Raw genomic sequence first — 18,918 nt, 5'->3', positions numbered from 1 at the left:
ACCCCACCACGGTCGGACATTCTGCTGATTCTATCAACCGGTCATCCCGAATCGGTGAATCGCCTCCCACCCCGACCGGCTGTTCGCGAGTGCTGTGGAGGGGGCCCGCCCCTTCGGCATGAAGACGATCGTGGCCGCGGCGCGGGCGGCAAGAGGCTGGACTTCGCGTGGCCTGGCCGCAACATGCACGGCGGGGCCGGAATCAAGGCGGGAACGCGGGCCCGGAGGCAGGCCGGCAACCGCAGACGGCGGACAGACATCAAAGGCCCCCTGACGCGCATCCGCGCGGCATCGGGGCAGGCGCGGAAAGGGCGACAGGCATTCACATGAGCAAACCACTGGAAGGGCTGAAGGTCCTCGAACTCGCGCGCATTCTCGCCGGTCCCTGGATCGGCCAGACCCTCGCCGATCTCGGCGCCACCGTGATCAAGGTGGAAAGCCCGGGCGGCGACGACACCCGCAGCTGGGGGCCGCCCTTCATCACCCGCGACGACCTGCCCGATGACGCGCCCACTGCGGCCTATTTCTACTGCGCCAACCGCGGCAAGCAGTCGGTGGCAGCGGATTTCACGGACGCCGAGGACCTGGCCTTCGTTCAGGACCTCGCCGCGGGCGCCGACGTTCTGATCGAGAATTTCAAGGTCGGCGGGCTGAGGAAATTCGGCCTCGACTTCGAAACGCTTTCGGCGCGCAATCCCGGCCTCGTCTACTGCTCGGTCACCGGCTTCGGCCAGACCGGGCCCTATGCGGAACGCGCCGGCTACGACTACCTCGTGCAGGGCATGGCCGGCCTGATGTCGGTCACCGGCGAGGCCGAGCGCCAGCCGATGAAGGTCGGCGTCGCGGTGACCGATATCGTGGCGGGCCTTTACGGTGTCGTCGGCATCCAGGCGGCCCTGGCCGAGCGCGCGCGCACCGGCAGGGGGCAGCATATCGACGTGTCGCTTTTCGACAGCGCGACCGCGCTGATGGCGAACCAGGCGATGAACTTCCTGGCGACCGGCGTCTCGCCGACGCGGATGGGCAACCAGCACCCCAATATCGCCCCCTACCAGGTCTTCGACCTGGCCGACGGACAGGTCATCATCGCCGCCGGCAACGACGGGCAATTCCGGCGCCTGTGCGGCGTGATCGGGCGCGAGGATCTCGGCGCCGATCCCCGCTACCAGACCAACCGGGGCCGGGTCGAGCACCGCGACCTGCTGATCGCGGAACTGTCCGCCAGCCTGGCGTCCTGGACCCGGGCCGAGTTGCTCGCGCAGCTGGAGAAGGCCGTCGTCCCCTCGGCCCCGATCAACGCCATGGGCGAGGTCTTTGCCGACCCGCAGATCGTCGCGCGCGGCCTGCGGATCGAGCCCGACGGCGTGCCGGGGGTGCGCACCCCCCTCGCCTTCTCGTCGAGCGAGCTGGCGCTGGAGCGTTCGGCCCCCGGGCTCGACCAGCATGGCGAACGGGTCCGCAGGCGCCGCTGGGAGTGAACGCCGCGCGCGGCCCGGCGGCCCGGCCGCGCGGTTTCTGTGGCCGGAACGCCCTGCTCCGGCGCCAAACCGGCAGACGCCGGTGCAGACCGTTTGTATACACGCTGAAATATGCAATCCTAGGACAACGAAAAGACAGGAGAGCAGATTGTGGTGAACAGCCCCGCGCCCGCGCAGGCAAGCACGGCGAAAGACCGCGAAAGCCACGACACCCCGCAGCCCGGGCAGGACGCCTTCAAAGGCTCTCGCGGGACGGCGACCCCGCCCGGCGACGCGGTGGGTATCGCGCTGCTGAGCCTTGCGCTCCTGTCCGGTGCCGAACGGGTCTGTCTCTATCGGTTCGGCGCCGACGCGGCGGCGGAAAGGACCAACCTCTGGGCGCGCGACGGCAGCGCTGGCGGGCCGGACCGCTGGCAGCAGATGACCGAGGCGAACCGCCGGCGCTGGATCGAGGCGCTGACGGCCGGCGAAACCGTGCAGGACGACGGCGGGGATCTCCTGGCGGCGCCCCTCGGCGCGCCCGACGCGCCGCGCGGCTTTGTCCTGTTCGAAAACCCGGGCTGCCATTCCCCGTTCCCCGAGGCCCGAAAGGCGGAACTGGCGCCGCTCCTGTGCGGGCTGGAGAAGGTCCTGCGCCGGCAGGACGCGCGCCGCCAGGCCGGCGGCGCCTCGGACCCGTCCCGGCAGGACGGCGATCGTCCCGGCGGCACGCTGGACGCGGTCCCCGATTTCGTGTTCGAGATTTCCGAGGACGGCCGTTTCGTTCATGCCTACGAGGGCTGCGACAGGCTGATCGGCGCCGCGCCGGCGTATTTCCTGGGCCGCCCGCTGGAAGAGGTCCTGCCGGAAGATGTCGCCGCGCTGGCACGGCAGGTGATGGAGGAGGCGCGCCGAAACGGCAGCGCCGCGCGGAAGGTCATTCCGCTGACGGTGCGGGGCGAACAGAAGTGCTTCAGGGTCTCCGCCGCGTATCGCGCGCCGGGCGCGGCCACGCGGGAGCCACTCTTCGTGTTCGTCGTCCAGGAAATGACCGATGAATACAGGAACGAGCGCATCCTGCACCGTCTCGGCGACATGGCGCTGTCCACGGCCAATCTGGTGCTGCTGACCGACCGGCAGCGCCGCATCACCTGGTGCAACGAGGCCTTCGAGAAACGCAGCGGTTACACGCTGGACGAGGCGCGCGGCAAGACCCCGGCCGAACTGCTGCAGGACACGCAGACCGATCCCGCCACCAAGGCCCGCATCCGCGCCGCGCTGAACGCCGGCGAACCCGTCGAGGCGGAACTCCGGAACCGCAGCAAGGACGGAACCTATTACTGGGTCGCGCTGCGCATCCAGCCCGAACGCGACGGCGCGGGCGAGGTGACGGGCTTCACCGGCGTGATGACCGACATCACGGAACTGAAGCGGCAGGAGGCGAACCTGAGGCTGCGCGTGGCCGAGGCCGAGGCCGCCCGCGAACGCCTCGTGGAAGCCGCCGAGACGATGGAGGACGCCTTTGCCCTGTTCGATGCGAATGACGTCCTGATCGCCTGCAACCAGCGCTACCGCGACTTCTATGCCGAAACGGCGCCGGTGCTGGTTCCCGGCACCAGCTTCGAGAGCATCGAGCGTTACGCGCTGGCCCACGGGCAACTGCCCGATGCCCGGGGACGCGAAGAGGAATGGCTGCGCGAACGCCTCGAGGGGCGCCGCCGCGGCGGCGCCGACCTGCTGCAAAGCCTGCCCGACGGGCGCATCCTGCGGGTGATCGAACGGCGCACGAATTCCGGCGGACTGGTCGCGATCCATTCCGACATCACCGCCCTGAAGGAGGGCAAGCGTTGCCTGGACAACATCATCGCGGGCGCCGATGTCGGCACCTGGGAATGGTCGCTGGCCAGCGGCGAGAACCGCGTCAACGACCGCTGGCTGGACATGATCGGCTATTCCCAAGGCGAACTCGGACGGATCACCATCGACACCTGGCTTAGCCTCGTCCACCCTGAGGATCTGGAGCGCATCCAGCCCACCATCGAGGCCACGAAAGACGGCGAAACGGACCTGTACGAGTCGGTCTTCCGGATGCGCCACAAGGACGGTCATTGGGTCTGGATCCATGCCCGCGGGCGGGTCTTCCGCCGTGGCCAGGACGGCACCCCCGAGGTCATGGCCGGCGTCCATATCGACATAACCCGCCAGAAACAGGACGAAGCGATCCGCCTGGCGGCCGTCGAGCAGGCCGAACGCTCGCGCCGGCTGCTCTACGACGCGGTGAACACGTTGCCGGACGCCTTCGCCTATTACGACGCCGAGGACCGGCTGGTTCTCTTCAACCGGAAATACCGCGAATTCTTCAACAGGACCGGCGAGGGCATCCGCCTTGGCGCCAAATTCGAGGATATCCTTCGCGAGGGCCTGGCCCGGGGCCAATATCGCGACGCGGTCGGCAGCGAGGAGGAATGGCTGGCCAGGCGCATGGCCGATCACCGACTGGAGGAAAACGAACAGGAACAGCACCTCGCGGACGGCCGCTGGGTGCGGGTGATTGAAAAGGCCACCCCGGACGGCGGGCGCGTGGGCGTGCGCGCCGATGTCACCCAGCTGAAAAAGGCCGAGATGCGGCTGGCCGGCATTATCGAGGGCGCCCAGGCCGGCACCTGGGAATGGGACGTCGAAACCGGGCAAAACGCGATCAACGAACGCTGGGCGCTGATGCTGGGCTACAGTGGTAAGGAGCTGGGACAGCCGCGATACGACCTCGTGCGCGAGCTGATGCACCCCGACGACCGCGCCGCCGCCGAACAGAAGCTGCTGCGCGTCTTCGAAGGGAAAACCGATCTTTTCGAACACCGTCAGCGCCTGCGCCACAAGGACGGCCACTGGGTCTGGGTCCTGTCGCGCGGCCGCGTCACCGAGCGCGCGGATTCCGGCGAGCCCAGAATCCTGTCCGGCATTCACCTCGACATCAGCGAGCAGATGCACCGCGAGGCGGCCCTGAAGAAATCCAAGGCCGACCTCGAACTCGCGCTGATGGAGCGGGACGCGGCGGAACGCCGCTTCTTCGATATCGCGGAAATCAGCAACGACTGGTTCTGGGAACAGGACAGCGAAGGCCGGTTCACCTATGTTTCCGAAAGCTACACCGCCCATACCGGCCTGCCGACGGCGAATGTGCTGGGCTGGACCCGCGAGGAGCTGAAGGCCGGAAAGCCGGCCGTGGAGCGCAGCGCCGACTGGGATTGGCTGGAGAAAAAACTCGCCGCGCGCGAGCCGTTCTCGGACTTCATCTTCCTCTCCTATGGCTGCGATGAACTGCATGACCCGATCTGGGTCCGAATCAGCGGCGCGCCCTTCTGGGGCGAGGACGGCAAGTTCGCCGGTTATCGCGGGGTGGGAACGGATGTCACGCAGCTCTATATCGCCAAGGCCCGCGCCGAAGAGGCGAACGCGGCCAAGTCGCTGTTCCTCGCCAACATGAGCCACGAGATCCGCACGCCGCTGAACGGCGTTCTGGGGATGGCGGAACTGCTGGAATCCTATCTCACCGATCCCGAACACCAGCGCATGATCGGCACGATCCGCGAATCCGGCGAGACGCTGCTCAACATCCTCAACGACCTGCTCGACATGTCCAAGATCGAGGCCGGAAAGCTGGAGCTGGAGACGGTCTGCTTCCGCCCGACGGAGCTGGTGGAACAGGTCGAGGACCTGCTGTCGCTCACCGCGCAGGAAAAGGGCCTGACCTTCGACGTGCTGATCGGATCAGGCGTCGAGCAGCCGCGGCTGGGCGATCCGCACCGGGTGCGGCAGATCCTGCAAAACCTGGTCAGCAACGCGATCAAGTTCACCGAGAAAGGCGAGGTCACGATCGCCGTGACCGGCCGCGACGCGGAGCCGCTGACGATCGAGGTCCGCGACACCGGCATCGGCATGACCGAGACGCAACTCGACCGCCTGTTCGAGGATTTCGCCCAGGCCGACAACAGCACCACCCGCCGTTTCGGCGGCACCGGGCTGGGCATGGCGATCGTCCGGCGGCTGGTGGACATGATGGGCGGACAGATCCAGGTCGAAAGCCGCCCCGGCGAAGGCACCGTGATGCGCGTCTCCCTGCCGCTGGAGATCGGCGCCGCCGTCGAGCCCCCCGCCCCGAGCGCCGAGCCGCAAGCCATCGAGGGCGTGCGTATCCTGGCCGCCGACGACAACGCGACCAACCGCGCCCTGCTGGAAGACATGCTGCGCCGGCGCGGCGTGGAACTGACGGTGTTATGCGACGGCAAGCAGGCGGTGGAGGCCTGGGAGCCCGGCCGCTTCGATTTGTTGCTGCTGGACATCTCGATGCCGGTGATGGACGGGGTCACGGCGCTGCAGGGCATCCGAGAGCGCGAGGCCGCCGCGGGCTGCCCTGAGACGCCGGCCATCGCCTTCACGGCGAACGCCATGGCGCATCAGGTCAGCGAATACATCATGAACGGGTTCGACACTCATGTGCCCAAGCCCTTCCGCATGGAGGACCTGACCAAGGCCATCGGCTCGCTGATCCGCCGGGGCTAGACGTCGAGAGCGGCTTCGAGCGCGTCGAGCATCCGCTCCAGTGTCGGGTTGATCCGTTTCAGGATCGCCTTTTCGGACAGGCCGTTGTGCTGGCCCTGTGCGATCAGGATGTCGACGGTCCCGGCCAGAGCCCCGATGTTCGGGTGGCCCACGGTCTCGGCCACGCCGGAGATCTTGTGCGCGAGCGCCCCTATTTCCCTCATCGCCTTGCCCGGCGCGCGATCCGCGGCCACGTCGCGCTGGCACTGCTCGATGCGGATGATCTGTTCTTCAAGTTTCGCCTCGAAGACGACGCGCGCGCGCTCAAGCGCCGCCGGAAGCGGCCCGCCGACCCCGTTCGGTGGCGGCGCGTCGCTGCGGAGGGAATGTGTCATGCCAGCATCTTCCTGATCTGCAAGGCCAGCGTTTCCTCGGACTTTTCCTGTTCCGACGGGAACCGCGCCTTGGTGATCGCCTGATTCAGGATCGCGGTCGCCTTGCGCGAGCCGAAGAGGCTGCCGCGCACCTGCTGGCCGACGCGCACGCGCGGCGTGGGCAGGCCATCGGCGGCATAGACCACCTCGAACTCCGCCAGCGCGTTATTGATCTCGAATTCCAGGCTCTCCACGTCGATCGCCGTCTGGCGCGGCATGACCGCCACGAAATCGCCGTTGCCGGCATAGGAGAACAGGCAGTTCTTGGTCCGCAGCCCCTCGAAGATCGCCGCCGCCACGTCGCCCAGGGTCTCGATGAACACCGTCGGCTCAGCGCGGTTATGGATATGCAGGGCGTTTTCGACGTGAATGCCCATGGCGGCGTGGGAGAACAGCCCCCGCCCGTCGAGGGTCAGGAGATAGTTCTCCAGCGCCAGGTATTCGATCACGCCGCCCTGCATCTGGAACGAGATCGGCGTCTCGAAATCCACCGCATGCGCGAAATCGCCCTGGCCGGTCTGGACCTGCATCGCCAGCGCGTTCGAGCGCTGACGCTCGTTGTGCAGCCGCTCGACCATGTTGATGCGGGATTTCCACTCCAGCGGATCGAGCGGCTTGTTGATATAGTCGGTCGCACCGGCCGCGAAGGCGTCGTCGATGTAATTGCGCTCCGACAGCCGGGTGACCATGATGATCGGCGTCTGGCGGTGCGGCGGCAGGGCGCGCAGGGCGGAACAGAGTTCCACGCCGTTCATTTCCGGCATCTGGATGTCCAGAAGGAAGGCGTCGAAGGCCAGGGGATTTGCCTGCGCCATGCGCAGGGCCTCCGGCGCCGAACTGACGGTTTGCACTCCGTGCCGCCCGTCCCGTTCCATGAAATCGCTGATGATCTCAAGGATGGCCGGGTCATCGTCGACTGCGAGAAACCTCATTTTGCCGCTCCGTTTTCCGTTGCCCGCCTGTCGGTATCGTGCCCGCCGCGGTCCTCTTCATCGTGAAGATCGCGGCGGAATACGTCTTTTTTCAGGCAATTTTAGAAAACTTTACGGAAAATTAAGAAACAATGCATTGCCCCCTCCCGCGGGGGCTCAGGCGGGTTCTTCTTCCGGGATGCCCAGAATGGTCCGCAGACGCGCGACGAAAGGCTTTGGCCGGATCGGTTTTGTCATCACTTCGTCAGCCGGACATGACCCGATCAGTTCTTTGAGTTCCGATGCCGTGGACGCCGAAAACAGGATCGTGAATGTCGCGGCGTTGGGGTTGGCGGAGGCGCGCAGATGGCGAATCAGCTTCTCCCCCGAGATCAGCGGCATCTTCCGGTCGACGATCAGCAGATCGAATTTCCGGGTCATGGCCGCCTCCAGCGCCGCCCGGCCGTCCGGAACCACCGTCAGTTCCACCCCGGCGACCGTCTCCAGCAGCGCCCGCACGATCTCCTGGTTGACCTCGTCGTCCTCGGCAAGCAGCACGCGCTTCCTCGAAAGAGCCCCCTCGGACGGCCCCAACATTTCCGCACTCATCACGAACAACTCCCAAACTGCACAATTTTTTCATTTTTCGCGCCCGTCGATTCTTCGCGGGCTATGCCGTCAACCGGCCGCTTTCCCTGCGCGACGGCGATTCGGCATGGATTACGCAAATAATACATTTCCAGCAGGCCGACGCGCCGTTTCAATCCCTTCAGCCCCGGCAATTTCGCATGCGAAAGTGGTGAAAACAGGGATCGAAATATGTCCTTGAAAGGGAAAACCATCCGCCCGCCCCGCGCGGGGCGGCGACTTGCCGTTCCGCGGACCGGGCCGGGGTGACGGTTTGTCCCGGGGCGCGGGTCGCGGCTCTTGCGGAGGTCGTGATATCCCGCCCCCCTAGATACGTCTTCCCGTTGCAGCGTCGAAGAGATGCACCTTGTCGATATCCCATCCCAGCGCGATCTTCTCGCCCGGGCGGAACGGGTGACGCTCGCTGAAGACGGCGCAGACGCGCTCTCCGGCGAGTTCGACGAAGACCTCGATATTGGCGCCGGTCGGCTCCACCACATCGACCGTGGCCGCGATCCCCTGCCCGTCGGCCGCCAGGTTCAGATGCTCCGGCCGGACGCCGAGCACCACGGTCTTGTCGTTCCACGCCGTCGAGGCGGCGGGCACCGGCAGCGCGGTGCCGTCATCGCACAGCAGATGCGCCTGGTCGCCCTCGCGGCGGAACCGGCCCTTGATGAAATTCATCGAGGGCGAGCCGAGGAAACCGGCGACGAACAGGTTCGCGGGGCTGTCGTAAAGCTCCAGCGGGGCGCCGATCTGCTCCACCCGGCCGGCATTCATCACGACGATCCGGTCGGCCATGGTCATGGCCTCGATCTGGTCGTGGGTGACGTAGACCGAGGTGGTCTTGAGCCGCTGGTGCAGCGCCTTGATCTCGGTCCGCATCACCACGCGCAGCTTGGCGTCGAGGTTCGACAGCGGCTCGTCGAACAGGAACACCTGCGCGTCGCGCACCAGCGCCCGGCCCATCGCCACCCGCTGCCGCTGGCCGCCCGAGAGCTGCGCCGGCGAGCGGTCGAGATAGGGTTGCAGGTTGAGGATATCGGCGGCCTCCATCACCTTCGCCTCGATCTCGGGCTTCGGACGTTTGCGCAGCTTCAGGCTGAAGCCCATGTTGTCGAAAATCGACATATGCGGATAGAGCGCGTAGTTCTGGAACACCATCGCGATGTCGCGGTCGCGCGGCGGCACGTTGTTCACCACCTTGTCGCCGATCACGATCTCGCCGCCCGAGATCGTCTCCAGCCCCGCGATCATGCGCAAGAGCGTGGACTTGCCGCAGCCCGACGGCCCGACGAGAACAACGAATTCGTGGTCCTCGACGTCGATATTGACCCCGTGGATCACCTTCAGCGCGCCGAAGGATTTCTCGACATTCCGGATTTTGACAGACGCCATAGTCTTCTTCTTCCTGTGTTGTTCCGTCCGGGCCTATTTCACGGCGCCGAGCGCCATGCCGCGGATGAGGTATTTTTGGAGCCACGAGAACACGATCGCCACCGGCACCGTGGCCAGCACCGTGCCCGCCATCACATGGTGCCACTCCACCTGGTAGCGCCCGGCCACCTGCGAATAGATCTGCACCGGCAGGGTGAAATCGTCGGAGGAGCGGATCATGGTCAGCGCCAGCACGAACTCGTTCCAGCCGTTGATGAAGCTGAAGATCGCGGTGACCGCCATCGCCGGCACCGCCAGCGGCAGGAAAATCCGCACCAGGCTGGTGAAATGGCTGGCGCCGTCGATCCAGGCGGCCTCTTCCAGGTCACGCGGGATGGTGCTGAAATAGCTTTGCAGCATCCAGATGGTGAAGGCCATGTTGAAGGCCGCGTAGGTCAGCACCAGAGAGTTCAGGTTGTTGACCATCCCCAGCGCCACCATCAGCCGGAACAGCCCCAGCACCAGCACGATGGGCGACATCATCTGCGTCATCAGAAGGAAGGTGCGATAGGCCCCCTTCCCCGGAAAGCGGTAGCGCGACAGCGCATAGGCCGCCGGGATGCTGAGCACCAGCGCCAGCGCCGTGGACAGCACGCTGACATAGAGGCTGTTGAACAGCGCCTCGCCGAAGTTGGTCTTGACCCACATCTCGGCGAAATTGCCCCAGCGGAACTCGCTGAAACCCCAGCGCGGGGGATAGACGAACAGCTCGTCGCGCGGGCGCACGGCGGTCACGAACATCACCGCGAAGGGGAACAGGATCACCACCACCAGCGGCGACAGCATGGCCCAGTAGATCAGCGATTTCTTGAGTTTCGGCTGCATGCTACGCGTCCCCCTTCGCGGCGGAATCCTTTTCGCCCCGCGTCACCAGCGCGACGTAGATGATGGTGAACAGCAGCAGCACCCCGAACATGATCAGCGAGATCGCCGAGGCCTTGCCCAGCTGCCCGAAGCGGAAGGCCAGCTTGTAGAGATAGGTCACCAGGATGTCGGTGCCGTTGGCCGGGCCGCCCTCGGTCATCACCCAGATGATCGGCAGCGAGTTGAAGACGTAGATCACGTTCAGCACGATGGCGATGTTGATGAAGGGCTTCATCAAGGGCAGCGTTATGTGGCGGAACTGGTCCCAGCGGGTAGCGCCATCCACCATCGACGCCTCGTAGGAATCCTGCGGCAGCGAGGACAGGCCGCCGAGGAAAATCGTGGTGGTGAAGGGGATCGACACCAGGATGCCGATCAGGATCTCGACGGTGAAGGCCAGTTGCGCCTCGGCCAGCCACTCGATCGGTTCGGCCATGAGGCCCATGTCCATCAGCGTGGCGTTCAGCAGCCCTGCGCGCCCGTTCAGCGCCCACCGCCAGACCACGGCGGTCATGGTCAGCGAGATCGCCCAGGGCAGCATGATGATCACCCGCGCCAGCCCGCGGCCGTAGAAATCGTCGTTGAGGATGATCGCGATCGGCAGCGAGATCGCCAATGTGCCCAGAACCACCGTGACCGTCCAGATCACCGTGCGTTCGAGCGAATCCCAGAACAGCGGATCGGCAAAGACCTCGGCGAAATTGTCGAGCCCGGTGAAGCCGCGCAGCTGCCCGAACCGGCTGACCTCCTGCAGCGAGGTATTGGCCAGGTCCAGGACCGGATAGCCGATGATGAACATCGCCAGCAGCAGGCCCGGCACGATCATCGCAAGCGGTTTGAATCCGTTGAGGGATTTCATTCAGTCACCCGAAAGGTCGATGCCGGGACAAGCCCGGCCGGAAAAGAAGGGGCGGCACGAGGCCGCCCCCATCAGGTTGAGGTTCATTTGCCACGGATCTTGTTGATCTCGGCGGCGGCGGCGGTCAGCGCCTCTTCGGGGGTCTCCTGCCCCAGATAGACACGCTGCAGCGCGCGCACGGTCACGTCGGCGATCTCTTCCCAGTTGGCGATCGTCGGCGCGAACTTGGCGTAGGGCAGACCGGCGGCGAAGCCCGCGATGTCCTTGTCGGTCTTGTAGTAGTCCTCGGCGGCGACGTTCTTGGTCACCGGCAGGAAGCCCTCGCCGTGGTCGAACTTGGTGCGCCATTCGTCCTTGTAGGCGAACTCGATGAACTTCCACGCCTCTTGCTTGACGTCGGAGTCCGCGAACATCATCAGCGTGTCGGTTACGCCATAGGTGGCCTTGGCCGCCTTTTCCGGGAACGGCATGACCTGGTAGTTCAGGTCGGGCGCCTCTTCCTTGATCTGCGGGATCAGCATCGGGAAGGTGAAGACCATGCCGACCTTGCCCTGCTTGAACAGGTTGAACAGATCTTCGCGGCTGTAGTTGGTGGGCGACGGCTGGGTCAGGCCCTCGTCCAGCATCTTCTTGTAGAGCGAGGCCGCCTCGATCGCCTCGGGCGCGGCCAGGCCCGACGTGCCGTCCGCGTTCAGGATGTCCCCGCCGTGGGTCCACAGCGAGTAGTAGAAATAGGCGTCGGTCTCGATCTCCTTGCCCTGCAGACCGAAGCCGTAGCTGTCGGGCAGCGCCGAGATCTTCTGCGCGGCGTCATAGAGTTCGTCCCAGGTCTCCGGCGGCTTGGCGCCGGCCTTCTCGAACAGGTCCATGTTGACCAGCATCGCGCGCGCCGAGGCCGCCACCGGCAGGCCCATGATCTTGCCGTCGATCACCGAGGGCGCCATGAAGGTGTCGATGAAGGTGCTCTTGAACTCGGGCGTCAGGTAGTCGTCCACCGGCTCGGCGATTCCCTGCTCGGCGAAGTCCAGCAGCCAGCGCGTGCCGATGATCGAGATGTCGGGCGCGGCGCCGCCGGCGATGTCGGTGGTCAGGCGCTGCAGCAGCGTGTCCCACGGCACCACTTCGATATTGATGTCGATGCCGGGATTCTCCTTTTCGAAGGCGGCAGCCACCTCTTCGAAAAACGGCCCGGTCTTGGAACTGTATTCGGCCACGGTGAAATCCACCGTGGTGTCGGCGAAGGCGGCTCCGGCCATGACGCTCAGCGTCAGGGCCGATGCGGCCAGGGTCGTCCTCTTTGCGGGGGTCATCGGTTCTCTCCTCTGTCGAACTTTTTTGCCGCATCAGCCGCGCCCGAAAGGCGTTGCCGTAACGGAATGACGAAACAAGTCTGCGGTGAAAGCGCTGCCGTTGAAAATAGAATTATTGCATGGACCGATGTAGATCAGGCATCAGCGCCTCCCGGGACCGTCCAGCACGACAGGCCCGGCCGCGCGAGGGCGGCCGGGCCTGGTGTCGCGCAGCGGCGCGCGGCCGCGGCTCAGCCTGCGCGCCAGGAAAACTCCGGCTCGTAGCCCAGCACGCGCCGGGCCTTGTCGATCGACAGCAGGGTCTGGTGAGCCTCCAGCGCGCCGGTGACCGGCACGTCGGGGTAAACCTCGGCCATCAACTCGGCGCTGGTCTTCTCCATCACCGTGTCGGCATTGGCGATGATGAAATGATCGGCGCCCACGAAATCGACATGCAGCGCCTTGCGCACTGCCTGCGCGCAGTCGCGCGCGTCGATATAGCCCCACAGGTTCCACTGACGGAAATTCGGGTCATCCTGCCAGGTGGGGAAGCGCGCGTAATCGCCCGGCTCCATCACGTTGGACAGGCGCAGGCCGATGAAGGTGCTGTCGGGGTTCCAGCGCTGCATCTGGCGCGCCATCTCCTCGCCCAGGTCCTTGGACAGCGAATAGGCGCTTTCCGGCCGCATCGGATGATTCTCGTCCACCGGCGCGTAGGCGGGCGGGTTTTCGGGGCTGAAGGGCAGGCCCAGCGTGGTCTCGCTCGAAGCCCAGACGATGCGCTTGACGCCCACGCGCAGCGCGGCGTCGAAGACGTTGTAGGTGGTGACCATGTTGTTGCGGAAGGTCACGTCCTCGGGCATCAGGTCGGGCGCCGGAATTGCGGCGAAATGCACCACCGCGTCGGGCGTGCTGAATTCGCGGAAGGGGTGATCCTTGCCGCCCGTCCATTGCAGCGCGTCCATCACCTGCCCGCGGTCGTTCAGATCGACCTTGTAGAACGGGCAGACGGGATCGGACGAGGGTTGAACGTCGATGTTCAGAACCTTGTAGCCCTGCTCGACCAGGTGCCGGCACACGGCGCGCCCGGCCTTTCCGCTCCCGCCCGTGACAACGATGTTCTTCATTTCAGTCTCCTGTTTTTCGCAGGCGCCACGACCGCGGGGGCGGCGCGGCACACGTTTCGTTCAGACTACGGCGGCCGGGGCCGGAATGCCGAATGCCGATTTTGAATTCCGCGATGTTTTCTCGGCATTGGTCGCGCGGGCATGCCTCCCCTACCCTGACCACAACGACAAATCAGACCGGACCAGAAGCGCCGCGATGACACGGCATATCATGTATCTCTATCCTTGGGACCTGCGCGACGAAGGCGCAGGTGCCGTGGCAGGCCGGCTGCGGGCGGCGGGAATCGACTCCGTTGCGCTGGCCACCAGCTATCACTCGGGCAAGTTCCTGCGCCCGCATTCGCCCGGCGGCAAGGTTTATTTCCCCGAGGGCGGCACCGTCTATTTCGAACCCGATGCAGCGCGCTACCGCCAGCTGGCGCCGCTCCGCGCACGGCTGGCCGAGGGTTACGACGCGCTGGCCGAGCTGAGCCGCCACGCCCCCGACCTGGGCGTCACGGCCTGGACGGTCGGCCTGCACAACTCTCGCCTGGGCCAGTCCCACCCGGAGCTGGCCGCGCAGACCGTCTACGGCGACCGGCTGATCAATTCGCTGTGCACGGCGCAGCCGGAGGTGCGTCACTACCTGACCGCGCTCTGTGCCGACACCGCCGCCCAGCCGGGCGTGCGCGAGATCGCGCTGGAGACGCCGGGCTGGCAGGCGTTCCGCCACGGCCATCACCACGAGTTCGAACTGGTGGACCTGCCGGAGGCGGTGCAGACCATGCTCGGCACCTGCTTCTGCCCGGCCTGCCGCAAGGGCGCGCGGGCGCAGGGGCTGGACATGGGTCGGCTGGCGCGCGACACGGCCGCGCAGCTCGACCGGTTTTTCGAGACCGGCGCGCCGCCCGCGACCGATCCGGCCACCGACCCCGACTGGCGCGCCCTGCACGACTGGCGCGCCGCGACCGTGGCCGCGCTGGTCGCCGAAATCCGCGCCGAACTGCCCCCCGAGGTGCGGCTGGCCGTGATCCCCACCACCCAGACGCCGAACAGCCTGTGCTGGATCGAGGGCAGCGACCTGTCCCGCCTCGCCACCGCGGCCGACCGGCTCGAGGTGCCCGCCTATCGCTGCGGCGTGGCCGACATCGCCGGCGATGCCGCCGAGGTGCGTGCCGCCGCGGGCGCCGAGGCCGAGATCGGCTTCATCCTGCGCCCAACCTTTCCCCACCTGACCGACGCGGGCGACGTGGCACGGGCCGTTCAGGCCCTGCGCGCGCTCGGCCCGACGTCGGTCTCTTTTTATAACTACGGCCACATGCGGCTGCAGTCCCTGGACTGGATCGCATCCGCGCTGGCCTGATCACGAAAGGATCTCCCATGCCCGATCACTCCGACACCGTGGCGCTGGTCACCGGCGCCGGGCACGGCATCGGCCGTGCCATCGCCCTGCGGCTGGCACGGGAGGGCGCGGCGGTCTGCGTTCTGGACATCAACGCCGAGCAGGCTCAGGAAACCGTCAGGCTGCTGCGCGAGGCTGGCCACAGGGCCCATTGCGAGGTCGCCGACATCACCGATTTCGCCGCGGTCGAAGGCGCGGTGGCGGGCGCCGAGGCGGCCCTCGGGCCCGTCACGCTGCTGGTCAACAACGCCGGCTTCACCGATGCCGGCGATCTCGACCGGATCGCGCTGAAGGTCTGGCACCGCGAGGTCGAGGTCAATCTCAACGGCCCCTACCATTGCCTGCGCGCGGTGCTGCCCGGCATGAAGGCCCGCGGCGGCGGCGTCATCGTCAACATCTCGTCGGTGAACGGCGTGCGCTATTTCGGCAACCCCGCCTACAGCGCGGCCAAGGCCGGGGTGATCAACCTCACCCAGGCGGTCGCCTCGGAATACGGCAAGCACGGCATCCGCTGCAACGCGGTGCTGCCCGGCTCCGTCCGCACCGAGAACGTATCCTGGGAAATCCGCATCAAGAAGGACCCCGAGGTGTTCCAGAAACTCGCGCGCTGGTATCCGCTGGGCCGCGTCGCCGAGCCCGAGGACGTGGCCAAGGCGGTCTCTTTCCTAGCGTCGGACGATGCCGGTTACATCACCGGCGTGGCGCTGCCGGTGGATGGCGGGCTGCTTGCCGGAATGAACGTCATGATTGACGAATTCATATTGGAATCCAAAGACTAACAGGCATCATTTAAAGTATCGCTCGAAGTTTTGGGCGGATTTCCCCCCATCGCGCCCCCGGCGGATATCCCGAAGAAACGCGCAGGGCCGCGCCGGTGCCCCGGCTGCGGCGGCGCGCTGCCAACGACACCAATACCCAGAAGGGCTGGACAACAATGACCCCGAAAACGCTGTTCGATCTCCCCACCCCGAGCCTCGTGCTCGACCGTGCGAAACTGGCGCGTAACATCCGCCGCATGGCCGCGGCCTGCGCCCGCAACGGCATCGCCCTGCGCCCGCATCTGAAAACCGCCAAGTCGATCGACGTGGCGCACATGGTGCTGGACGAGCAGACGCAGGGCATCGCCGTCTCCACCCTGTGCGAGGCCGCGTATTTCGCGGGCCAGGGCATCCGCGACATCCAGTATGCGGTCTGCATCACCCCCGACAAACTGGCGCGCGTGGCCGCGATCCAGGCCGGCGGCGCCAAGATCGCCCTGATCACCGACAGCGTCGAGGTCGCCCGCGCCATCGCCGACATGAACGGCGTGATCGACGCGGTGTTCCACGTCCAGATCGAGGTCGATTGCGGCGAGAACCGCACCGGGGTCCTGCCCCACTCCGACCAGGTGGGGGAGATCGCGCGCATCCTCGACGCCGCGCCCAACATCGCCTTCGACGGGGTGATGACCCACGCCGGCCATTCCTATGCCTGCCGCTCGCTCGCCGAGATCGAGGCGCTGGCCGAGACCGAGCGCCTGGCCGCCGTGACCGCGGCCGAGGCGGTGCGTGCCCTGGGCATCGAATGCAACACCGTCAGCGTGGGCTCCACCCCCACGGCGCTCTATGCGCGCAACCTCGACGGCATCACCGAGACCCGCGCCGGGGTCTACATGTTCGGCGACGTGTTCCAGGCGCAGATCGGCTCCTGCACGCTCGACGATCTGGCGGTTTCGGTGCTGACGGACGTGTCCAGCCACCGCCCGGACCTTGGCCACCTGACGGTCGATGCCGGCGCGCTGGCCCTGTCCAAGGACCGCAGCACCGAGAAGGTGGCCAACGATGTCGGCTTCGGCCTTGTCGGGGACGTCGCGGGCCGGGTGATCGCGCCCCAGATGATCGTCGAGCGGGTGTTCCAGGAACATGGCCTCGTGCACATGCCCGAGGGGCAGCGGTTGCAGGACTACCCCATCGGCCACCGTCTGCGGGTCTACCCCAACCATGTCTGCATGACGGCGGCGATGTATGACCGCTATCACGTCGTGGACAGCGAAAGCGGCAACGGCACGGACATCGTGGCGGTCTGGTCGCGCGTCAACGGCTGGTAAACGCGCCCGCTGCCCCCCGGGGGGCGAGGCGACAAGGAAAAAGCGCCCGGCCTTTCGGCCGGGCGCTTTGTTTCGTCGGGACCTCGCCGCAGCGCGGCATGTCTCAGCGCATCAGCGCCGGCAGGGTCGAGGTCAGCTCGGGGACCAGCACCAGCAGGACCACGACGCCGAGTTCCACCGCCAGGAAGGGCAGAACCGCGCGGAAGATCGGCAGCACCGGACTGTCGGCGATCCGGCAGGCCACGAACAGGCAGACGCCCACGGGCGGCGTGATCAGCCCCAGCGTGAGCGTCAGGATCACCACCATGCCCATCTGCATCGGCTCGATCCCCATCGAGGCGGTCACCGGCATCAGCATCGGCACGATCAGCACGATCGCGGCGCCCGGCTCAAGGAAGGTGCCGACCAGCAGCAGCACCGCCGCCAGCGCCAGCAGGAACAGCGTCGGGTTGCCCGCGAAATGCGCCGCGAAGGACTGCACCATCATCCCGATCCCGCCGATGGTCAGGACGTAGGAGACCACCGTCGCCGCGGCGATGATCAGGTAGATCGTCGCGGTGATGCGCGCCGCGCGCTTCAGCGAATCCCACAGCGTGGCCAGGTCCATCGTGCCGAAGGCCAGCCACGAGACCAGCAGCGCGTAGACCACCGCCACGCCGCCCGCCTCGGTCGCGGTGAACACGCCCATCAGCGTGCCGCCCACGATCAGCGCCGGCAGGCCCATCACCAAGAGGCCGTCGCGGACCATGACCATGACCTCGTCCCGCTCCACCCGGTGCTGCGAGCGCGGCAGCCGGCCGCCGCGCGCCTGCAGGAAGATCACCAGCCACATCGCGCCCGCCAGCAGGAAGCCCGGAACGATGCCCGCCACGAACAGGTCGATCACCGACAACCGCGTCACCGCGGCATAGATGATCATGATCACCGAGGGCGGGATGATCGGCCCGATGATCGAGGAGGCGATGGTGACGGCGGCGGCGTAGTTCTTGTCGTAGCCTTCCTCGGGCATGCCCTTGATGAACACCTGCCCCAGCGCCGCGGTGTCGGCCACCGCCGCGCCCGAGATGCCGGCGAACAGCACCGAGGACGACACGTTGGCATAGGCCGTCCCGCCCGGCACCCCGCGCGTGATCAGCCCGGCAAGACGGATCAGCCGCACGGTGATGCCGCCGCGGTTCATGATCTCGCCCGCGAGGATGTAGAAGGGCGCGGCCAGCAGCACGAAATTGTCCATTCCGGTGAACAGCCGCGTGGGCACCGTGATCAGGTCCAGGTCCAGCGCCCAGAGCCCCACCGCCCCCGCGATGCCCAGCGAAAAGACGATCGGCACGCCGATCGCCAGCGTCAGCACGAACACAACAGCCATAGCGATCATGGCGCGCCCTCCCCGTCTTCCATCGACGCCAGCGCCTCGGCCGGCAGAACCATCATGCAGATCGTGTTGATCAGGATCAGCACCGCGCCGACCGGGATCGCCATGTAGGGCAGCGTCATCGGCACGCGGATCGCCGGAGAGACCTGCCGCATGTTGTCGATCGCCGCCGGGAAACCCTTCCACATCAGCAGCAGGCAGAAGCCCGCCACGCAGAGATGGACGAGCATCCCCACCGCCCGGCGCAGCGCCTCGGAGCGCACCGAGTCGAAAAGGCTGACCTCCATGTGCTCGCGGCGCAGCAGCGCCGGCGCCGCGGCCAGCATCACCATCCAGGTGGTGGCATAGCGCATGGTTTCCTCCGACCAGGAGATCGGATCGACCAGAACATATCTGAAAAACACCTGCGCCAGGTTCATGCCGATCACCGAGACCAGAAGGAGGGCCGTTACAACCTCCGTCCCCCCGGCCAGGATCCGAACCCATCTCAAAACCGTGCGCTGCACGTTCACGCCTCCTGCCCTGCCCCGTTGCC

Annotated in this window: 16 protein-coding genes; 5 read left to right on the top strand and 11 right to left on the bottom strand. The window is 66.5% G+C overall.

What is annotated here, in order from left to right:
• The first annotated feature begins 326 nt into the window (after positions 1-326).
• Positions 327-1,478 (top strand): CaiB/BaiF CoA-transferase family protein, encoded by a 1,152-nt coding sequence (locus tag KCI33_RS14760; RefSeq protein ID WP_212525570.1) that lies wholly within the window; start codon positions 327-329, stop codon positions 1,476-1,478.
• A 150-nt stretch (positions 1,479-1,628) separates the two neighbouring features.
• Positions 1,629-6,017: a PAS domain S-box protein gene (locus tag KCI33_RS14755; RefSeq protein ID WP_212525569.1), complete on the top strand. Its 4,389-nt coding sequence runs from the start codon at positions 1,629-1,631 to the stop codon at positions 6,015-6,017.
• On the opposite strand, the gene KCI33_RS14750 is transcribed toward KCI33_RS14755, so the two are convergent.
• The 9 genes from KCI33_RS14750 to KCI33_RS14710 all read right to left on the bottom strand — a co-directional run bounded on the left by KCI33_RS14750 (position 6,014) and on the right by KCI33_RS14710 (position 13,544).
• Positions 6,014-6,391: an Hpt domain-containing protein gene (locus KCI33_RS14750; protein ID WP_212525568.1), complete on the bottom strand. Its 378-nt coding sequence runs from the start codon at positions 6,389-6,391 to the stop codon at positions 6,014-6,016. The genes KCI33_RS14755 and KCI33_RS14750 overlap by 4 nt on opposite strands.
• Positions 6,388-7,362, bottom strand: coding sequence for a response regulator (locus tag KCI33_RS14745; RefSeq protein ID WP_212525567.1), 975 nt, complete (start codon positions 7,360-7,362; stop codon positions 6,388-6,390). The genes KCI33_RS14750 and KCI33_RS14745 overlap by 4 nt, the downstream gene beginning before the upstream one ends.
• Positions 7,363-7,518: 156 nt before the next feature.
• Positions 7,519-7,950, bottom strand: coding sequence for a response regulator (locus KCI33_RS14740; RefSeq protein WP_212525566.1), 432 nt, complete (start codon positions 7,948-7,950; stop codon positions 7,519-7,521).
• Positions 7,950-8,183, bottom strand: a complete 234-nt coding sequence (locus tag KCI33_RS14735) for a hypothetical protein (protein ID WP_212525565.1) — start codon at positions 8,181-8,183, stop codon at positions 7,950-7,952. Before KCI33_RS14735 ends, KCI33_RS14740 begins: the two co-directional genes overlap by 1 nt.
• 112 nt (positions 8,184-8,295) lie before the next feature.
• Positions 8,296-9,366, bottom strand: coding sequence for a sn-glycerol-3-phosphate ABC transporter ATP-binding protein UgpC (gene ugpC / locus KCI33_RS14730; protein ID WP_212525564.1), 1,071 nt, complete (start codon positions 9,364-9,366; stop codon positions 8,296-8,298).
• 33 nt (positions 9,367-9,399) lie between these two features.
• Positions 9,400-10,230 (bottom strand): carbohydrate ABC transporter permease, encoded by an 831-nt coding sequence (locus tag KCI33_RS14725; RefSeq protein ID WP_212525563.1) that lies wholly within the window; start codon positions 10,228-10,230, stop codon positions 9,400-9,402.
• A 1-nt stretch (position 10,231) separates the two neighbouring features.
• On the bottom strand, positions 10,232-11,128 hold the full coding sequence (locus KCI33_RS14720) for a sugar ABC transporter permease (protein WP_212525562.1): 897 nt from the start codon (positions 11,126-11,128) through the stop codon (positions 10,232-10,234).
• An 83-nt stretch (positions 11,129-11,211) separates the two neighbouring features.
• Positions 11,212-12,438: a sugar ABC transporter substrate-binding protein gene (locus KCI33_RS14715; protein ID WP_212525561.1), complete on the bottom strand. Its 1,227-nt coding sequence runs from the start codon at positions 12,436-12,438 to the stop codon at positions 11,212-11,214.
• Between the two features lie 230 nt (positions 12,439-12,668).
• Positions 12,669-13,544 (bottom strand): NAD(P)-dependent oxidoreductase, encoded by an 876-nt coding sequence (locus KCI33_RS14710; RefSeq protein WP_212525560.1) that lies wholly within the window; start codon positions 13,542-13,544, stop codon positions 12,669-12,671.
• Positions 13,545-13,740: 196 nt separating this feature from the next.
• Between KCI33_RS14710 and KCI33_RS14705 the strand changes: the two genes are divergently transcribed.
• From KCI33_RS14705 to KCI33_RS14695, 3 genes are all read left to right on the top strand, one after another.
• A complete protein-coding gene (locus KCI33_RS14705) occupies positions 13,741-14,886 on the top strand; it encodes a hypothetical protein (RefSeq protein WP_212525559.1) in 1,146 nt (381 codons plus the stop codon).
• A gap of 17 nt (positions 14,887-14,903) precedes the next feature.
• Positions 14,904-15,704, top strand: coding sequence for a glucose 1-dehydrogenase (locus tag KCI33_RS14700; protein WP_212525558.1), 801 nt, complete (start codon positions 14,904-14,906; stop codon positions 15,702-15,704).
• A gap of 155 nt (positions 15,705-15,859) precedes the next feature.
• Complete coding sequence (locus KCI33_RS14695; RefSeq protein ID WP_212525557.1) at positions 15,860-17,011, top strand: alanine racemase; 1,152 nt, start codon at positions 15,860-15,862, stop codon at positions 17,009-17,011.
• A gap of 103 nt (positions 17,012-17,114) precedes the next feature.
• On the opposite strand, the gene KCI33_RS14690 is transcribed toward KCI33_RS14695, so the two are convergent.
• Entirely contained in the window at positions 17,115-18,386 is a 1,272-nt protein-coding gene (locus KCI33_RS14690) for a TRAP transporter large permease (protein ID WP_212525556.1), read from the bottom strand.
• Positions 18,383-18,889, bottom strand: a complete 507-nt coding sequence (locus KCI33_RS14685; RefSeq protein ID WP_212525555.1) for a TRAP transporter small permease — start codon at positions 18,887-18,889, stop codon at positions 18,383-18,385. Before KCI33_RS14685 ends, KCI33_RS14690 begins: the two co-directional genes overlap by 4 nt.
• Positions 18,890-18,918: the final 29 nt, after the last annotated feature.

This window comes from Actibacterium sp. MT2.3-13A (assembly GCF_018139985.1).
In the GTDB taxonomy this organism is placed as follows: Bacteria; Pseudomonadota; Alphaproteobacteria; order Rhodobacterales; family Rhodobacteraceae; genus JAGSOU01.
The sequence above is the reverse complement of the archived record's forward strand: the minus strand, read 5'-3'. Positions and strand labels throughout refer to the sequence as shown.

Bases quoted from the DNA above. Each gene is read 5' to 3' on its own strand.
- KCI33_RS14760 (WP_212525570.1), top strand. From the start codon at position 327: ATGAGCAAACCACTGGAAGGGCTGAAGGTCCTCGAACTCGCGCGCATT.
- KCI33_RS14750 (WP_212525568.1), bottom strand. From the start codon at position 6,391: ATGACACATTCCCTCCGCAGCGACGCGCCGCCACCGAACGGGGTCGGC.
- KCI33_RS14745 (WP_212525567.1), bottom strand. From the start codon at position 7,362: ATGAGGTTTCTCGCAGTCGACGATGACCCGGCCATCCTTGAGATCATC.
- KCI33_RS14740 (WP_212525566.1), bottom strand. From the start codon at position 7,950: ATGAGTGCGGAAATGTTGGGGCCGTCCGAGGGGGCTCTTTCGAGGAAG.
- KCI33_RS14735 (WP_212525565.1), bottom strand. From the start codon at position 8,183: ATGGTTTTCCCTTTCAAGGACATATTTCGATCCCTGTTTTCACCACTT.
- ugpC (WP_212525564.1), bottom strand. From the start codon at position 9,366: ATGGCGTCTGTCAAAATCCGGAATGTCGAGAAATCCTTCGGCGCGCTG.
- KCI33_RS14725 (WP_212525563.1), bottom strand. From the start codon at position 10,230: ATGCAGCCGAAACTCAAGAAATCGCTGATCTACTGGGCCATGCTGTCG.
- KCI33_RS14720 (WP_212525562.1), bottom strand. From the start codon at position 11,128: ATGAAATCCCTCAACGGATTCAAACCGCTTGCGATGATCGTGCCGGGC.
- KCI33_RS14715 (WP_212525561.1), bottom strand. From the start codon at position 12,438: ATGACCCCCGCAAAGAGGACGACCCTGGCCGCATCGGCCCTGACGCTG.
- KCI33_RS14710 (WP_212525560.1), bottom strand. From the start codon at position 13,544: ATGAAGAACATCGTTGTCACGGGCGGGAGCGGAAAGGCCGGGCGCGCC.
- KCI33_RS14705 (WP_212525559.1), top strand. From the start codon at position 13,741: ATGACACGGCATATCATGTATCTCTATCCTTGGGACCTGCGCGACGAA.
- KCI33_RS14700 (WP_212525558.1), top strand. From the start codon at position 14,904: ATGCCCGATCACTCCGACACCGTGGCGCTGGTCACCGGCGCCGGGCAC.
- KCI33_RS14695 (WP_212525557.1), top strand. From the start codon at position 15,860: ATGACCCCGAAAACGCTGTTCGATCTCCCCACCCCGAGCCTCGTGCTC.
- KCI33_RS14690 (WP_212525556.1), bottom strand. From the start codon at position 18,386: ATGATCGCTATGGCTGTTGTGTTCGTGCTGACGCTGGCGATCGGCGTG.